Source organism: Sphingobacterium thalpophilum (assembly GCF_901482695.1).
Taxonomy (GTDB): domain Bacteria; phylum Bacteroidota; class Bacteroidia; order Sphingobacteriales; family Sphingobacteriaceae; genus Sphingobacterium; species Sphingobacterium thalpophilum.
In genome coordinates this window covers 2,873,547-2,889,535 of record NZ_LR590484.1, presented here as the reverse complement: position 1 = coordinate 2,889,535, position 15,989 = coordinate 2,873,547, and the positions used below count along the sequence as shown (strand labels likewise).

Genomic DNA, 15,989 nt, shown 5'->3' with positions numbered 1-15,989 from the left:
TTACACCGACCTCCGATAAACGAACAATCCTTTATCAAGGTCGGTGTACTTATTTAACATTACATTTAAACACATAAGGCCATGCAGGCCAGTTGCTTAAAAATATTATGGCAAGAGATTTAAAATTCACTAGAAATATCGGTATCGCTGCGCACATCGATGCTGGTAAAACTACAACAACTGAGCGTATCCTTTACTACTCGGGTGTTAACCACAAATTGGGTGAAGTTCACGAAGGTGCTTCCACAATGGACTGGATGGAGCAAGAGGCTGAGCGTGGTATCACGATCACTTCTGCTGCGACAACAGTATTCTGGAACTACCGTGGCAACAAATACCAAGTTAACGTAATCGATACCCCTGGACACGTGGATTTCACGGTTGAGGTAAACCGTTCATTACGTGTATTAGACGGATTGGTATTCTTGTTCTCGGCAGTTGATGGTGTTGAGCCTCAATCTGAGACAAACTGGCGTCTAGCGGACAACTACAAAGTGCCTCGTATCGGTTTCGTTAACAAAATGGACCGTTCCGGAGCAGACTTCCTGAAAGTTGTAAAACAAGTGAAAGATATGTTAGGTTCTGACGCTGTTGCGTTACAGTTACCTATCGGTGCAGAAGATACATTCAAAGGTGTGGTTGACTTGATCAACAACCGTGGTATCGTATGGAACGAGCACGACAAAGGAATGACTTTTACCGAAGTGCCAATTCCTGATGATATGGTTGATGAAGTAGCTGAATACCGTGAAAAATTATTGGAAGCAGTAGCAGGATACGACGAGTCATTGATGGAGAAATTCTTCGATGATCCGAATTCATTGACTGAACGTGAAATCTTAGACGCTTTACGTAAAGCTGTGTTGGATAACGCTATCGTTCCTATGGTATGTGGTTCATCTTTCAAAAACAAAGGTGTTCAGACCATGCTGGATTTAGTAATGGAGTTGTTGCCTTCACCATTGGATCAAGAGGCTGTAAAAGGTACTAACCCAAATACTGGTGAAGAAATCGAGCGTAAACCATCTGTTAATGAGCCTTTCGCAGCTTTAGGTTTCAAAATTGCGACTGACCCATTCGTAGGCCGTTTATGTTTTATCCGTGCTTATTCAGGTAAGTTAGATGCTGGTTCTTATGTATTGAACACACGTTCAGGCAACAAAGAGCGTATCTCCCGTATCTTCCAGATGCACGCAAACAAACAAAACCCTATCCCATTCATCGAGGCTGGTGATATCGGTGCTGTTGTAGGTTTCAAAGACATCAAAACTGGTGATACCCTTTGTGACGAGAAAGCGCCTATCGTTCTTGAGTCCATGACTTTCCCTGAGCCGGTTATCGGTTTGGCGATCGAGCCTAAAACTCAGGCTGACGTAGATAAGTTGGGTATTGCTCTAGGCAAACTAGCGGAAGAGGATCCTACATTCGTAGTTAAATCTGACGAAGAGACTGGTCAAACAGTGATCTCTGGTATGGGTGAGCTTCACTTAGAGATCTTGATCGACCGTTTGAAACGTGAGTTTAAAGTTGAGGTTAACCAAGGAGCTCCTCAGGTAGCTTACAAAGAGTCTATCAACGGTACTACTGAACACCGCGAAGTGTACAAAAAACAATCCGGTGGTCGTGGTAAATTCGCAGATATCAAAGTTGTTATCTCTCCAGTTGACGAGGATTGGGATGTTGTTAAGTCTCCGCTTCAATTCGTAAACGAGATCGTGGGTGGTGCTATTCCTAAAGAATACATTCCTTCAGTTCAAAAAGGATTTGAGGTTTCGATGAGCAATGGTGTATTGGCAGGTTACCAACTTTCAGGCATGAAAGTACGTTTGATCGACGGTTCATTCCACGCAGTCGATTCAGACTCCTTGTCATTCGAATTGGCAGCGAAAATGGCTTACCGTGAGGCATTGCCAAAATGTTCGCCAGTATTGATGGAGCCAATCATGAAAGTTGAAGTATTGACTCCAGAAGAGAACATGGGTGATGTCATGGGTGACTTGAACCGTCGTCGTGGTCAAATGCAAGGTTTGGATTCACGTAACGGTGCACAAGTAATCAAAGCATTGGTTCCACTTTCTGAAATGTTCGGTTACGTAACACAATTACGTACAATCACTTCAGGCCGTGCAACATCTACAATGGAATTTGATCACTATGCAGAAGCTCCACGTAACGTTGCTGAGGAAGTAATCGCAAAATCAAAAGGTAAAATCAAAGGTTCTGTTGAATAATAGAACTTAACAATAAACCGGCCGCTGGTTGTTAATAGCTCTAATCAGCGGTCATTTTTAAATAATATCATATACTATGAGCCAAAGAATCAGAATTAAATTGAAATCTTACGATTACAATTTGGTTGACAAATCAGCTGAAAAAATCGTAAAAACAGTAAAACCTACAGGTGCAGTTGTTAGTGGTCCTATTCCATTGCCTACTGAGAAAAAAATCTATACGGTATTACGTTCACCACACGTTAACAAAAAAGCACGTGAGCAATTCCAATTGTGTGCTTACAAAAGATTGTTGGATATCTATTCATCAAACGCTAAAACTGTTGATGCCTTGATGAAACTTGAATTGCCTTCAGGCGTTGAAGTAGAAATCAAAGTGTGATAGATTTCAATTACTGAACAAAAAAAGGGCTTTTCTTTCGAAAAGCCCTTTTTTTTACTTGTTATAGTTTCTGTTTAGAATTGGTAGCCAACGCCTACTGAAAATACGCGGTTTTTCGATGTGGCACCCTCAATATCTTTATACATATTCGTTAATCCTAATCCATAACCGGCGTTAATCAGAAATCCATTTGTTAGTTTGTAACCTCCCAAGAAATTTAAACCTGCATCAAACGTCTTTAAGCCAGCATCGCTAAAACTACCGCTTTCACTAAGGTTTCCTTGACTGGTCTTCGCATGTATGCCAAATCCTGCATAAGGACCCGCCCCAAAAAAGACTTTTCCCGCATCCCCTGTAGGAATGTAATACACTAAATTTACAGGAACTTCTATGTACATCAGGTTGTCTTTAGCATCCTCGGCCAGACCAAATTCGCCTGCGGACGCCTTTCCTCCTTTACCTTGAAGGGAAACTCCAGGTTGTAAACTAAAACTCGGAGCGACCGGTATGTCTGCATAACCCGTAACATAAAAGGAGGTTGTAGCATCCGAAGTATAAGTCACATTTCCCCCACTTACTTTAAATTTAGCAAAGTTAACACCTGCCTTAACACCATAAGATGTTTGTGCTTTTGCGCCGACAATAAAACATAATGCTGCAGCGATTGATAGTAATTTTCTTTTCATTAAAAATAAATTAAATATAAAAACGAAAATACAAAACAATTTCCTGAATTACAATAAGAAATAAAAAATAGAAATTAATTTTCAGACCGAGTCGGGAAATGAAATCAAGCATATAGAAGCTGCTATCTTTAGGCCCCTATTCGCTTTTTGTTCGCACAACGTTCGCCCCTGATTCGCCCATTCTCTACTTTTCCCCTATCCTCCGCTTACCGATTATGTAAGGGAGGAATAGAGAATTTGGCAAGGAAACGGTAGAGCGATTCCGAACATGGGACGAACAAGTAACGAAGGAAGCAGCGACAAAAACGATGCATCTGGCCGCTCTCCAATTATAGTATCGCCCCGCTCCACTTCTCAATTCGACACTCGCTTTTTTGAAGTACCTCTGATGCAGCACATAACCTTCGACAGTGACTTACCAAAAGGGTACTGATCTCTGTACCTATTTAGTAGCTCTTTAGTATATCTCCAGTAGCTCTTTGGTACCTTTTTGGTACCTTATCCGTACACTACCCGTAGCTTAACGGTATATTAAGTACCGACCAACTCCTGACCAACTTCGGCCGTTCATCGGGTTTTCATCGGGCCGGCATCGGGAATTCATCGAGTGTGCCCGATGAATTCCCGATGAAAATTCGAAGCCAGCAGCATAAAAGGCAGAAGAAATACCGGAATTAATTGGGAAATCGTTAAAAGTCGCGCCCTACTCCACTGACTTTGCTCCCTTCCGCCGATACCTTGACAAAGCTTTAACACATTTATATGTACTTCATGCGGTAAACTCAAAATTACTTATCATGATCCCAACAACCATTTCGCAAAATCATCGATTTTATCTTTGTTGATCACAAGCTGCTGATCAAGCGGAAAATCTAACTCCAGTCTAAAGTTTTTATCGCCATTTACCTCATAACCTTTTACAACACTTCGGTGCACCAGTTCCCAGCGGGTTATCTGATAGTAATTCTTCGTGTCCAACCGTTCAACAAGATATTTTAGAGGATGATTATCCTGGATCGGTGGAATCGAAGGGTCACGTTCATTCCATTACTATTGCAGATCAAGACAATTGTTTGCTTATCAGACCCTTCTTTTGTTCATAAAGTATTTGAGGGAATTAAAGTTTCCAAATATGCTGAGAGTCTCAACGATCTAAACAAATTGTATCAACATCTATCCCCGAAAGATGCTGTAGAAAAAGAAGTTATCAAACGTGTTTGGGAAGAATACTCTAAAACACATGGATAAAAATTTGGCAAAAAGTAACTTTTAAATTACCTTTGTAAAATGAAAGTAAGAGAAGTTATCGCTTTTAAAAATTATTTCGAAGACTTCCTTTTAAGCCAGCCCCAAAAGGTGCAGGACAAGATCTTTAAAATAATTGAAGCTATTGAAACTCTCGAACGGGTTCCAAGTAATTATTTAAAACATTTAACTGGAACTAGTGGGTTGTATGAAGCAAGGATTCAGCTTGGCTCCAATATATGGCGTGTATTCTGTTTTTTCGACGGCGATAAACTGGTTGTCTTAATGAATGGATTTCAAAAAAAGACACAGAAGACGCCAAAGAATCAGATCGACAAAGCACTAAATATCATGGCTGAATATTATAAACAAAAAGATACAGAAGATGGAAACTAAGAGCTGGAAAAATATTAAAGATGACGTCTACGGAAAAGTTGGCACGCAAAGAAGAGATGAACTTGATAGAGACTTTGAAGCATTTAAAATTGGCCTGCTCCTTAAAAAGGCGCGTGAAGAAAGACACATTACCCAATCCGAGCTTGCACAGCTTATCGATAAAAAACGTGAGTATATTTCCAGGGTTGAGAATAATGGAAGTAACATTACCTTAAAAACGCTTTTCGACATTGTCGAAAAAGGACTTGGCGGCAAAGTGAAAATATCCATTGAGTTTTAACGTTCTCAACCTTGATCGAAATTATTGAGAGACCATTTATTCACAAATCTGAAAAGCCAGACGTGATTATGTCGAGGATGGACTATGTCATCATCTGCCAAGTAATCGAACGATTGAATGAGATAGGTATGGGCGATGATGAGCTTTCTTTCCTTCTCGGCAAACCTAACAATTACGTCTTCAGCTTTATAATAAAAACCGAAGGACAAGAATCGCTTCCATGAAGATCAGCTCGACCTGCTCCCCTTTCTCCTACATTGCCCATTTTCAAAAATTTTAGTAAACGGAACTGAGCCTGGAAACATTATGCTGTACCATACGCAGGAAATTGACGAAGACGGTTACAAAGGTTTTTCGCATATAGTCTACTCTGAAACAGGACAAGGTACTCGCATCATCCGGAAAAAGAAGAATGCTCCTAAAGGGAGCACCCGGAAAACCAACAAACCCGTTCTCGAAATTTTAAAGGGTTGGATTGAACAAAGTTATTTTGACCAAAAGCGCGATGCTTTAGATATATTCAAGAAACTTAAAACGCAGTCATCTATTAAATTCCGCGTCAGTGACATCGAAAAATGCATGAAAATTCTATGTGGTAGCCGTCTTTCTCTTCTGCAAAAGGATTCTATTGATGGGGTGTTGAGGTATTGGAAGATGGAAAATTCTGAAGATGCGGAGGATTGTTAATCTGTGGATCCTAAGTTTGAGCTCACGCTCACAGTGGAAAAAAGGTATTATACTTTAATCTCCTCCAGCGCTTGTCGCCTAGTGACCTGTATGTTCGGTTATTGGACATACGCCGGCAGACGCAGACGCATCTTCGCTCAGAACTGTGCATGCTGAAATGCAAAGTACTTTTGATGGATGCCACAGTCATCCCGCTTTGCCTGTCTGTGTTTGACTGAGCAACCCATGTCTTTCGTCAAGATCAACGGGTTCTTTCAGCGCAATATAGTCAAAGCCTTACTGGCCACTAAAGGCAGATATCGCCGTTCAAAATTCTAACACAGACATCTTTGTAAGACTCAGACTACTATACGTATGTTACGGGCGGTAAGCAGTCTGTCCTTGTCTCCTTGTCAATAATGACAGATTGCATCCTCTTTGGAGTAAACTAACATGAGGCAGCGGCAAATTGTCTACAGTTTACAATATACTGTACCAAGTTTCTACCATCCTTTAAGTATTCTTAAGTAAACTATTATGAAGCGGGGGCAAAATACTTGCAGTTTACAACAAACTACTTTGAATCTATAATAAGCAGGGGACAGTATGCCGTATACTGCTTGTATTTTTGGATAAACTTCCAGGTGTGTCTGATAAAAAGTAAGGAGTTTAGATCAAACTGATTAGCGTCTGTATCAAACGACCTGCAGTCTGTGGCAGATCTTTCAAGCCCCAAAAAACGCGAAACGAAAAAATACAGTATTTATTTCTTTACCCGTCTATAGGCATTGCTTATTCCATTTTCTGGCGGCTGCAGGCGTATGTTTGTGCGGTTGATCGGTCTCGCGAGCAAATTAAACGGCAGTAGCCCCGCTTGATGCGAAGTCCAGGTGGACATACAATTTATATTTGTTACTTTACTTTTAATTATTATATTTAGGAATAATTTACGCCATATAACAAGAAAACGAAAAGTTATTAACAATTGAACTTTAAATAATGAAAATATCTTTAGTCCACACTCGGAATATTCTTTTACTTTTTCTAGGGTTCCTGACATTTCAATCCTGTACAAAATCGGCTCCTGAAATTCCAGACCGAGAACAAAAACCAGAACCTGAAAAGGTGCCCGATGCCACAAAGGCTTCAAATTATGTTTACAGCTCTGAACGCCAATTGGAATTCAGCCTTTATCAAAACGATGCTTTGAAATCCTCATTCGGACAAAATGAACAAGAAAAAAATTTCAAAAACCGCCCCAGATATTTCCGGCCTCAGACGATAATCTTCAAAGAGGATTCATTGTTTATTTCCAAACTTGGCGGCTATACCGAATCATATAAAATAAAATGGGAAAAAGAAAAATTATTTATCTACGGGGATCAAGCCAGGGATTGGAAACACTTTGCCAGCAAAAACGATAAAGATGAACTTCTCTTAAATATTGTGCTTTACAACAGCCAAATAAAAAGCGAAAATTCCAATGCATTACGTACCGGTCAGCTATATAACCCATTGTCTATAAACGAAATATTGAGTGAGAAAAGCCGTGCTAATATGACTACGATCTGGCTAAAGATCGAGACGATTTATGTAGCCGAAAATAAAAAGCCATGAGAATAAAACTATTACTACTATTATTATTGCACCTGTTTTGCTTCAATGCTTTGGCGCAGGAAATCAGTGACGAATCTAATCGGTTTTTCCTGAATAAAAATCTTGACAAATTGTACATAGGTGCCATCATGAAGATCAGCTCTCTCCATAAGGATAACTATGAATTTATAGAAGCCTCCAACCTTCCGACGATAAACATTGTAATACCATCAGCTGATGAGGTAGTCGTTCCGAGTAAATCTGCGATGACAAATTTTATCCTTAAGCAGATCGAGGGCGAGGATCTGTCAACAATAGTCAGTGAGTCCATACCCAAGGTTCAAAAGGTGGCATCTTATGATAAATTGGGAGCAGTCTTTGGTCAAAAAATCAATCCCGAAATCATGCTCGCTGTTAATCCAAAATCCAAAGGCTCCAAATACCTATACGCTGCCAGTTTTACAAATCTGATTTACAGTCTGACATGCGTGACCGATATTGTCAAAGCGAAAGCACATCCGGCTATGACAGGCCTCGATCTAAAAGATTTAATGTATGTCGATGAAATCACCTTTGGCCGGGCTGCATCTATTTTCATTGAATCTGACGCAGATTATGAAACGATAAAAAATCTGGTAGATAAAAAGTATTTTAAAAGAGCACTCACGGAACAAGAAGAGGCAATTTTGGCAAATTCAACGATACATTTCCAGGTTTCGGATACAAAAGAAATAAACCTTTTTGACGGAGATCCTTTTCAGATTATACGCAGTTATATGACCGCCCCTATCACAAAAGAAGATTTCCTAAGGCCGATCTGGATCAGTGGAACCAATTTAAAGGATGGCGATATGGTCATTACACCGTAGGACTATATTTGAACAGAATGGTTTCAAAAAAATCGGTTTACGCAGGTAACGTCATTTTCCGTGGTACAGGTTAAATCAAAATAAAGCTTTGCACGCCTTTACAACGTGATGGGGATTGTTCTACGGATAAAAATTTGTAGCGCAGTGTTGTATAAAAGACACCTCAGGCCTCACCTTCTTTTTCAATGATTTTCTGTTCAATTGGATTAAGACTGTCGAACAGGTCCTTATACACCTCATCCTTGCTGTCTTCTTCACCCAACAGGAATCCCCAGGGTTTGAGTTCTCTGATCCGGTCCATCACAATCTTCACAATAGCCAGGATAGGAATAGCCAAAAACATACCCGAAATTCCCCAGATCATTTCGCCAATAATAATGGAAAGCATGGCAAATAAGGAATTGACCTTCACTTTAGATCCTACAATCTTCGGAACTATAAAATTGCTGTCGATCATATGCACGATAATCAAGGCGAGGACGACCAGTACCACATGCGTAAGAGAGGATGTCGCAAAAGTCAGAATAGCGATGATCAGCATTGAGGAGAAAATGCCGACATACGGCAATACATTGAACACACCGGTAATCAACGCCAAAAGCAGGCTATATTTTACGCCGATCAATGAAAGCACAACAAAGACCAGCAGTGCGACCAAACTCATCTGGATCAACAGACCGATAAGATACTTCTTGACGACGTACTGAACCTGTTGGACAACATCCACAACAATCGGCCGGTCTTCGACCCTGTTAACGAACAACAGAAACTTGACGATATGCCCCCGATAAATAAGCAGGAAAAACGTGTAGAGAAAAGTAAAAACAAATAAAATAAACATAGAGGAAAGCGAGACCAAGGCCGTTCCTAAAAACAGCGTTCCCGAATCCACGGATTTGGAAGCGGTCTTGTTGATGAAGTCCATCTGATCCTTGTGCTGTATACCAAACTGCTGACTTACCCAGGTCTGCAAATTGCCCACCCCATCCATAATCTGCTGCTTAAAGGCTGGGAAGTCCTCCTTAAGCATGGTCAGCTGCGAGGCTAGCAGAAAAAGCCCATAGCCCAGCAGACCAAAAAATAAGATCACACTCAGAATCCCCGCCAAGGTACGCGGAAAACGAAGTTTTCGCTCCATAAAATTGCTCAGTGGGATCAGTAATAAGGCGAATAAAAGTCCCAGAATCATCGGTATCAGGATTGTGTCTCCGATTTTAGCCAGATAACCTAACAATAGGATGCTGATCAATACACAAGCCAACTTGACATAAAAGGGTAAAGGAAGAAATCTTTTCATGTAGCAATCTTTTGAATAAAAATAACAATTTCAGCCGACTAAAGTTTAAATCAATAAAAAAGTCCCCACAAACGTAGGGACTCTTTCCTCATAATAAGTTTAATACTTACATTTCTTATAATCCAAAACCGATACCGATTGACCAGACGCGGTTTTTAATTGAACCATTATCCGGTGCTAAATTGGTCAAACCTAAGCCATAACCAGCATTGATCTGGAAGCCATTGGTCAATTGATAACCTGCTAAGAAGTTTACACCAAAATCGGTACGTTTTAAATTATCGTCATCTCCGCTACCAAATTTCACATCCCAATCTTTGCCATCTGCTTTATATTTACCGCTTAAAGCGAAACCTACATAAGGTCCAGCTCCGATAAAGAAATTACCGGATCCACCAGTAGGGAATTTAGCTACTGCGTTTACGGGTATATCTAAAGTCATGATATTTTCTTTAAGATCTCCATTAGACGTCTCCAGCCATTTTGCTCCTTTGCTCTGTAAAGACAACCCTGGCTGAATGGAAAAATAGGGTGATACAGGAGCGTCCAAGTAACCCGTTACAAAAAAACCTGTATTGGATTTAGTATCTCCCAAACTTGTCGAATATTTAGGAATGTTTACACCCGCACGGAGCCCATATCCCAATCCACCTTGTGCGAAAGCTCCTAATGAACCAAATAAAATTGCTGCAGATAATAATAATTTTTTCATGTTTCCTAATTTAATTTACGTTCTTCTTTTGCTACTTACTCTCATAATTTCCTGTATGAGATTTATTACAGTGCCATTTGCAATATCTATTCCAAAATCCGTAAACTATTCATATCCACATCAAAACAAATGAAAAAACTCGTGCCAGATTTGTTTTGAATGTCCTCTAAAAGATACAATGAGTTGCCTATATTGCTACTTATCCACATGCTGGCAGACAAAGAAGCAGACAATTAAAAAATGAGAGAGAGGAGTGGGTGCGTCGAAAATTACAAGCTTGGTTTTCAGAATAATGATCACAGAACAAAAAGTTTTATCACAAAGATTTTTTAATTCCAATTATAAGTTTTATTTTTGCAGACCTTCAAAAGGAAAAAATAGGGTCGGATGGCCGAGTGGCTAGGCTGAGGTCTGCAAAACCTCCTACAGCGGTTCGAATCCGCTTCCGACCTCGTTTTATTTTAAACAATAAAAATATTATCAAAATGGGAGTTACACGTTTAAAAAGAAAAGATAGAAGAAATAAAACTGTTTCACGTGTTGAGGTTCAGTTTTTGAAATTGGGAAGTAACATCGAGTTGGGTTCCAGATCAAAAATGAAAGCTAGCAGCCAAATCGTTAAAAACGATGCTATCTTAAACAAATTAGCTGCAGAAGCTAAATAATTAGAGAAAAAATTAGCAGCCTTTAAAGTATACACTTTAAAGGCTTTTTAATAGGTCCACCATCTGGTGGACTTTTTCTTTTGAGCTCATCCACTGCGCTTCGTCCATCCCCTGTACCTGGCTCTGCGAAAAACTCATCTTGGAAGGCTGGCTTTCCTTTGCCGAACTGTGAATAGCAATTGCCCCCGTCTCCTGTAGGATCTGTAGAATATTGGAAGCATCCACTCCTGCCCCCGGCATAATGACAATGCGGCCATTGGCGCGCTCGACCAGCTGCTTCAATAACGGAATTCCCTGAACAGCCGTATTCTGTAAGCCCGAAGTCAATATGCGGTCGATCCCCAAAGCAATGATATCGTCCAGAGATCCCAATGCATCGGCGACCCGATCAAACGCACGGTGAAAGGTCACATGCATAGGACGAGCAGCTTCTATCAGACGCTTGGTATTATCCTTGTCTACTGTACCGTCCGCATTTAGAATACCTATGACGACACCATCCATTCCCAGCTCTTTGCAGATCTGGATATCTGTGATCATCTCCTGGATTTCTTCTTCGGTATATAGAAAATCGCCACCACGCGGCCGGATAAGCACATGAATACCGATATTAACCCTTTCTTTTACGAGTTTAAGCTGCCCATACGAGGGAGTTGTACCACCGTTTTCCAGATTCTGACAAAATTCCACACGCGAAGCTCCGCCCCTTTCGGCCTCGATAGCGGAAGCCACAGAGTTGGCACATATTTCTAACTGATAATTTCCAATTGCTTTTTCTTTCATCCGATTTTACGATTAAACACCATACAACGCTCCGCGAATAACGCAAAAAAAAAGCACTTCTCTAAACAGATATCACTCAAATCATCCAAACATTTTTGTAAACCGTTTGTATATACCTTACATGCTTTTATTTAAATTATTAAAAACCAACAATATATAAACTTTAAGTAAAGATCATGGCTATAATATCGAAAAATATGGAAACCCAGGAAAAGATCATCAGTACCTTCGAAGAACTGCAAGATGCAATCCGCAGTTTAAAAAATCAGATGGTCGAATTCGAGCTGCTGTTTAATCAGGCCTGTGATCGCCATATCGCTTCTGATTTCCAGAAAGAATGGCTTTTGGACCGCATCGCCTCCCGCCACGATATTATATCGCTTAGGCATGACAGTCTGCTGCTCGTCCGCGAGACTGTAGCAGCTTTCAGAGACTTCGACGGCTTCTTCTTGGACCTCGGACAGCTGCTGCAGTCACTCGAAGGACTGATGCTACAACATGCAGAGGAAGAAGAATACGAAGTTGCTGCCATTATCAAACACTGGCATGAAAAGTTTGCCAATGCTGTCTTTTTTACAGCGGATCTGACCTGCTAAGTCCTCCTTTTATTTTACATTTGCAGCATTGTAAAATATTGAATCATGCGCAAACCACCAGCTATCGTTGATCTCCATGCTACCGCTTTTCTTGATGATTGGGAAGACTACTCTGCCGACGAGCTCCTGCTAGAATCCGTTGACTATTTAAGATCAAATCTCGACGCCGCCATTTATTGGGAAATGAATGAAATCAAATTTATTCACGGCAAAGGCAAAGGAATATTAAAGAAATTGGTGTTTAAGGAACTGCAGCAATATAAGGAAGCTGGTTCGATCGAACGGTATTACACTTCTTATCAGAATGAAGATATTGTCGTGGTGGTCATCGGTATATAAGCAAAGAGACCGCCCAACAGACAGTCTCTTTGCGATGTAAATCAGTTATTTTTGACCGCTGGTGTTATGACCACCTTCCGGAATTCAACCGGTCCATGATCACCTTGAAAATAAATTGGTCCGGGTTCAGCCTCCCGGCTATCCAACGCTCCGCCCGTAATGCCCGGGATCTCCTGATTGCTGATGACCGTCTTACCATTGGCAACGACAGTAACCAATCTGCCCACAAGCGTAATGTCATAAGTCTGCCATTGATCGGCTCCCTTGTTGACCATCTCGTTTGCGGCAAGAAACCCATAAACTCCGGCAAACAATACCGAGCTTGGATGCGCATCTTTCGGACTGTCCTCAATCTGAACTTCGTACCGCCCTCTTAAATACACACCACTATTGCTTCCTGATGGAATTTTAAACTCGACATGCAATTTAAAATCTTCAAACTTCTGTTCTGAAACCAGATTGGAACCCGACTGTGGGCTGGTCAGGACACCATTCTTTACGATCCACTGGTTTGTTTTGCCTGTAGCTTTCCAACCCGTAAGATCTTTACCATTAAACAGCTGTATGGGTTTCCCCCATTTTACCGTACCTGCTCTTTTCAACTCTGGCGCACGCACTCCCTTAAAACGGTGTGTCTTTCCGTCAGGTTCCGTTATGGTTCCTTGTAAGACACCATTAACAACCTCCCCTTCTACACTTAGATTCATCTTTCCGCTTTCCCATTGCGGCGGAATAGCAAATCTGAACTTACCGTTTTCAAAGAAAACCTGCGAAACAGGACGCGCACTTCCTGAAGTACTTACATAATGACCCACTAAAGTTTTGAAACCGGACAATTTTACTTCCAGCCAAGAAGGTGCCGGAGTACCATTGACATCAACCTCGATATCCCACCTTCCGATAAGTTCTTTTCCATCGACTTCCTGAGCATAATGAACAGGTGCCCCGGTCGGTGACTTTGCAACGACAATTTGTGGCAGCGTACACGCAGCCAAAACCCCTAACAGAAAAGCAGTATTTCTTCTCATCTTTCTATAATTTAATTTTAAAGGTAATGAAGCGATCTGTAGTATCCATCCGGTATGCTGAACAAATATGAGCGCTCCATATGATTTATGTTTATATCCTATTGAAATAAATGTTAAGCAATTTAACTGTTTCGTCGCTGGTATACAAGGTCTGAATGTTAAAAAAGGCAAAAGCTACCCTCACGTTACATCTGGCGACCAACAAAAAGAAAAGCTGAGCTGAGTGAGCAAAAGTGAAGGTTGATTGAGCATCGATTGATACCGATAAAAAATAAACCAGCTGAGCCATAGACACAGCTGATCCAATTTATTAATTAACCCCTCTGGATACGGCGTGTGGCTTTATACCAGCCTCCACCAGAAAACGCATTACTACTGTTTAGTACCTTCAAAATTAAAGCTGACGTCGGCCGCAGCTTCTTTTTCCGTGGAGACAACCAAGGATTTGGTATCCAGAAGATAGGTAAATGAACCCGAGGGCCCTCCAGAATAGGAGATATGAATATTGGAAATATTCTGCACTTTGAATACTTTAGGCGTCACAGCGCTATATAGCTCTCCGGATTTAGCGGCGACTTTAACAAGGTCGTCCCCCTCTTTTGTCACCATAACGATGGCATTGTAATAATCTCGCCCTGCGACATGAATGGTCCCTTTAAACGTCCCGATAGCTGCTTGGATATCTTCCACTGGTTTGGGCACATTGTCGTCATCCTTAGAACAGCCGACTGCAAAACTCAAAAAAGCAATCGCTAATATACCTGTCTTTACACCGCTTTTAATACTTCGATTTTTCATGTTCTGTTTTTTAATTTTAATATGATTTGTTCCTTTCGAAGAGTTCACCCTTCGCTCATCTGAACAGCAGAATTTCTTCCGCCATTGACACACGAGTATCCAAAAATAGAGAAGCCACGCATGTCTGACGCCCTATCTTATAAGGTGATACCTTTTTGTAGCAGCAACGAGATCGTTTAAACAAATAACAGGGCATTAAAAAACAGGAAGATGAACAGTATATTGACGATAAAAAGATCTGCGGATAATTCAATCTTTCGATATTAACGTAAACTGCTGTGTTTTTGCATAGGCACTGGGAGACATCTGGGTAATCTTCTTAAAATTCCGGTTGAAGCTGGTCTTCGAATTAAAACCACAGTCGAAGGCTAACGATAGCAAAGTAAACTGCTGGTTTTTGGGATCCAACAACAGTTCCTTAAAGGCTTCGACCCGATGGCTATTCACATAATCGTAAAAGGATTTTCCTTCCTTCGAGTTGATTACCTGCGACAGTATCACGGGATGCAGATTCAATCTTTTAGCTAAATCACCTAAAGTTAGCTCCGGATCCTGATAACATTTTTGTTCTTTCATCAGAGACTTCAGTTGCCCATGGATGAGCGAAGCATCTGATTCCTTCAGTCTCGTTTTTTCATATTTCGATTTTTCAGCTGGTAGAGCAGGATCGGTATTTTGCCAGCTTTGCTTTAGTAAGGCTGGAGCGTATACTTCATGTGCTGCGGATAAATTCGAGAAGACACCTACCTGACGGATACCAAAATAACCGATAAAAAAAATGAATAGTGCAACAACGGTATATAATGCCTGTGGTGAATCGGAGAAAATGACCACTACCCATATTGCACTCATACCAAAGATCAGATACCGGATCCAGTTTAGCGTAATACGGTCGGTATTCGACAGCTGACCAATTATGTTGCGGCGATGTGCATGCAGCAGCCGAAGCGACAGCATCACATAGGTCAGGCCCGAAAGTATGATCGCTACGACCAAGATTTGGAAAAAAGCTTCAAATTGCGGCAATATCTTTATGCCGGCCCCCACTGGTGTAAATACATCTGGGAGCACAAAAGTTAACATCACAACGACGAGAAGCGCAGGAATAAAATGGAGTAAATAACGCCATCGGTAACGCTGCTGTGCGCTCAGAAATAAAATGTATAAATAAAGGAAAGGCCCATGTAAAAATGGGAATGGCAACTGCCATAGAATGAACTGCGGATTTTTGAGTGCTAATCCCGAAGCGTACCAACCTATAAAAGCCAAATGGATACATGCAAAAAAGAACCATGCACATAAAATCCGATCAGCCACTGATTTTTGACGCTTACTGACAATCATAATGCACAAAAAGAGCGTAATGGACAGTCCCCCGACGTAAATTATCTGCCAAACTGATGTCATAGTCAGGCAGCTA

Annotated in this window: 18 protein-coding genes and 1 tRNA gene; 11 read left to right on the top strand and 8 right to left on the bottom strand. The window is 41.0% G+C overall.

Features of this window, described 5'->3' with window-relative positions; translation table 11 throughout:
- The first annotated feature begins 107 nt into the window (after positions 1 to 107).
- On the top strand, positions 108 to 2,231 hold the full coding sequence (gene fusA, locus FGL37_RS12030) for an elongation factor G (protein ID WP_028070500.1): 2,124 nt from the start codon (positions 108 to 110) through the stop codon (positions 2,229 to 2,231).
- A 76-nt stretch (positions 2,232 to 2,307) separates the two neighbouring features.
- Positions 2,308 to 2,613 carry a 30S ribosomal protein S10 gene (gene rpsJ, locus FGL37_RS12025; protein WP_028070501.1) on the top strand — a complete coding sequence of 102 codons (306 nt, stop codon included), beginning with the start codon at positions 2,308 to 2,310 and terminating at the stop codon, positions 2,611 to 2,613.
- A gap of 74 nt (positions 2,614 to 2,687) precedes the next feature.
- Here the strand turns inward: rpsJ and FGL37_RS12020 are convergent, their stop codons facing one another.
- Both FGL37_RS12020 and FGL37_RS12015 read right to left on the bottom strand, forming a co-directional pair.
- Positions 2,688 to 3,299 carry a porin family protein gene (locus FGL37_RS12020; protein WP_051607005.1) on the bottom strand — a complete coding sequence of 204 codons (612 nt, stop codon included), beginning with the start codon at positions 3,297 to 3,299 and terminating at the stop codon, positions 2,688 to 2,690.
- 795 nt (positions 3,300 to 4,094) lie between these two features.
- Positions 4,095 to 4,277 (bottom strand): hypothetical protein, encoded by a 183-nt coding sequence (locus FGL37_RS12015; RefSeq protein WP_028070502.1) that lies wholly within the window; start codon positions 4,275 to 4,277, stop codon positions 4,095 to 4,097.
- Positions 4,278 to 4,586: 309 nt separating this feature from the next.
- Here FGL37_RS12015 and FGL37_RS12010 point away from each other — a divergent pair, with 309 nt between their 5' ends.
- The 5 genes from FGL37_RS12010 to FGL37_RS11990 all read left to right on the top strand — a co-directional run bounded on the left by FGL37_RS12010 (position 4,587) and on the right by FGL37_RS11990 (position 8,351).
- A complete protein-coding gene (locus tag FGL37_RS12010) occupies positions 4,587 to 4,940 on the top strand; it encodes a type II toxin-antitoxin system RelE/ParE family toxin (protein WP_028070504.1) in 354 nt (117 codons plus the stop codon).
- Complete coding sequence (locus tag FGL37_RS12005) at positions 4,930 to 5,220, top strand: helix-turn-helix domain-containing protein (protein WP_028070505.1); 291 nt, start codon at positions 4,930 to 4,932, stop codon at positions 5,218 to 5,220. Before FGL37_RS12010 ends, FGL37_RS12005 begins: the two co-directional genes overlap by 11 nt.
- 306 nt (positions 5,221 to 5,526) lie before the next feature.
- Entirely contained in the window at positions 5,527 to 5,907 is a 381-nt protein-coding gene (locus FGL37_RS12000; protein ID WP_028070507.1) for a hypothetical protein, read from the top strand.
- A 978-nt stretch (positions 5,908 to 6,885) separates the two neighbouring features.
- Positions 6,886 to 7,503 (top strand): hypothetical protein, encoded by a 618-nt coding sequence (locus tag FGL37_RS11995; protein WP_028070508.1) that lies wholly within the window; start codon positions 6,886 to 6,888, stop codon positions 7,501 to 7,503.
- Positions 7,500 to 8,351, top strand: a complete 852-nt coding sequence (locus FGL37_RS11990) for a hypothetical protein (protein ID WP_028070509.1) — start codon at positions 7,500 to 7,502, stop codon at positions 8,349 to 8,351. The genes FGL37_RS11995 and FGL37_RS11990 overlap by 4 nt, the downstream gene beginning before the upstream one ends.
- 163 nt (positions 8,352 to 8,514) lie before the next feature.
- Here the strand turns inward: FGL37_RS11990 and FGL37_RS11985 are convergent, their stop codons facing one another.
- Complete coding sequence (locus FGL37_RS11985; RefSeq protein WP_028070510.1) at positions 8,515 to 9,648, bottom strand: AI-2E family transporter; 1,134 nt, start codon at positions 9,646 to 9,648, stop codon at positions 8,515 to 8,517.
- 115 nt (positions 9,649 to 9,763) lie between these two features.
- Entirely contained in the window at positions 9,764 to 10,360 is a 597-nt protein-coding gene (locus tag FGL37_RS11980) for a porin family protein (RefSeq protein WP_028070511.1), read from the bottom strand.
- Positions 10,361 to 10,741: 381 nt separating this feature from the next.
- Here FGL37_RS11980 and FGL37_RS11975 point away from each other — a divergent pair.
- Together FGL37_RS11975 and FGL37_RS11970 are read left to right on the top strand one after the other, a co-directional pair.
- Positions 10,742 to 10,812: transfer RNA gene (locus FGL37_RS11975), tRNA-Cys, on the top strand.
- 33 nt (positions 10,813 to 10,845) lie between these two features.
- Positions 10,846 to 11,025, top strand: coding sequence for a hypothetical protein (locus FGL37_RS11970; protein WP_028070512.1), 180 nt, complete (start codon positions 10,846 to 10,848; stop codon positions 11,023 to 11,025).
- 36 nt (positions 11,026 to 11,061) lie between these two features.
- On the opposite strand, the gene FGL37_RS11965 is transcribed toward FGL37_RS11970, so the two are convergent.
- Positions 11,062 to 11,808 (bottom strand): copper homeostasis protein CutC, encoded by a 747-nt coding sequence (locus FGL37_RS11965; protein WP_028070513.1) that lies wholly within the window; start codon positions 11,806 to 11,808, stop codon positions 11,062 to 11,064.
- A 176-nt stretch (positions 11,809 to 11,984) separates the two neighbouring features.
- Between FGL37_RS11965 and FGL37_RS11960 the strand changes: the two genes are divergently transcribed.
- Both FGL37_RS11960 and FGL37_RS11955 read left to right on the top strand, forming a co-directional pair.
- Positions 11,985 to 12,404 carry a hypothetical protein gene (locus FGL37_RS11960; protein WP_028070514.1) on the top strand — a complete coding sequence of 140 codons (420 nt, stop codon included), beginning with the start codon at positions 11,985 to 11,987 and terminating at the stop codon, positions 12,402 to 12,404.
- 45 nt (positions 12,405 to 12,449) lie between these two features.
- Entirely contained in the window at positions 12,450 to 12,743 is a 294-nt protein-coding gene (locus tag FGL37_RS11955) for a Smr/MutS family protein (RefSeq protein ID WP_028070515.1), read from the top strand.
- A gap of 41 nt (positions 12,744 to 12,784) precedes the next feature.
- On the opposite strand, the gene FGL37_RS11950 is transcribed toward FGL37_RS11955, so the two are convergent.
- The 3 genes from FGL37_RS11950 to FGL37_RS11940 all read right to left on the bottom strand — a co-directional run bounded on the left by FGL37_RS11950 (position 12,785) and on the right by FGL37_RS11940 (position 15,976).
- A complete protein-coding gene (locus FGL37_RS11950) occupies positions 12,785 to 13,771 on the bottom strand; it encodes a 3-keto-disaccharide hydrolase (protein ID WP_081817905.1) in 987 nt (328 codons plus the stop codon).
- A 372-nt stretch (positions 13,772 to 14,143) separates the two neighbouring features.
- A complete protein-coding gene (locus FGL37_RS11945) occupies positions 14,144 to 14,569 on the bottom strand; it encodes a hypothetical protein (protein ID WP_037533663.1) in 426 nt (141 codons plus the stop codon).
- A 249-nt stretch (positions 14,570 to 14,818) separates the two neighbouring features.
- The gene (locus FGL37_RS11940; RefSeq protein WP_037533665.1) at positions 14,819 to 15,976 is read right to left on the bottom strand and encodes a helix-turn-helix domain-containing protein; all 1,158 of its coding nucleotides are present in this window, start codon (positions 15,974 to 15,976) and stop codon (positions 14,819 to 14,821) included.
- Positions 15,977 to 15,989 lie beyond the last annotated feature (13 nt).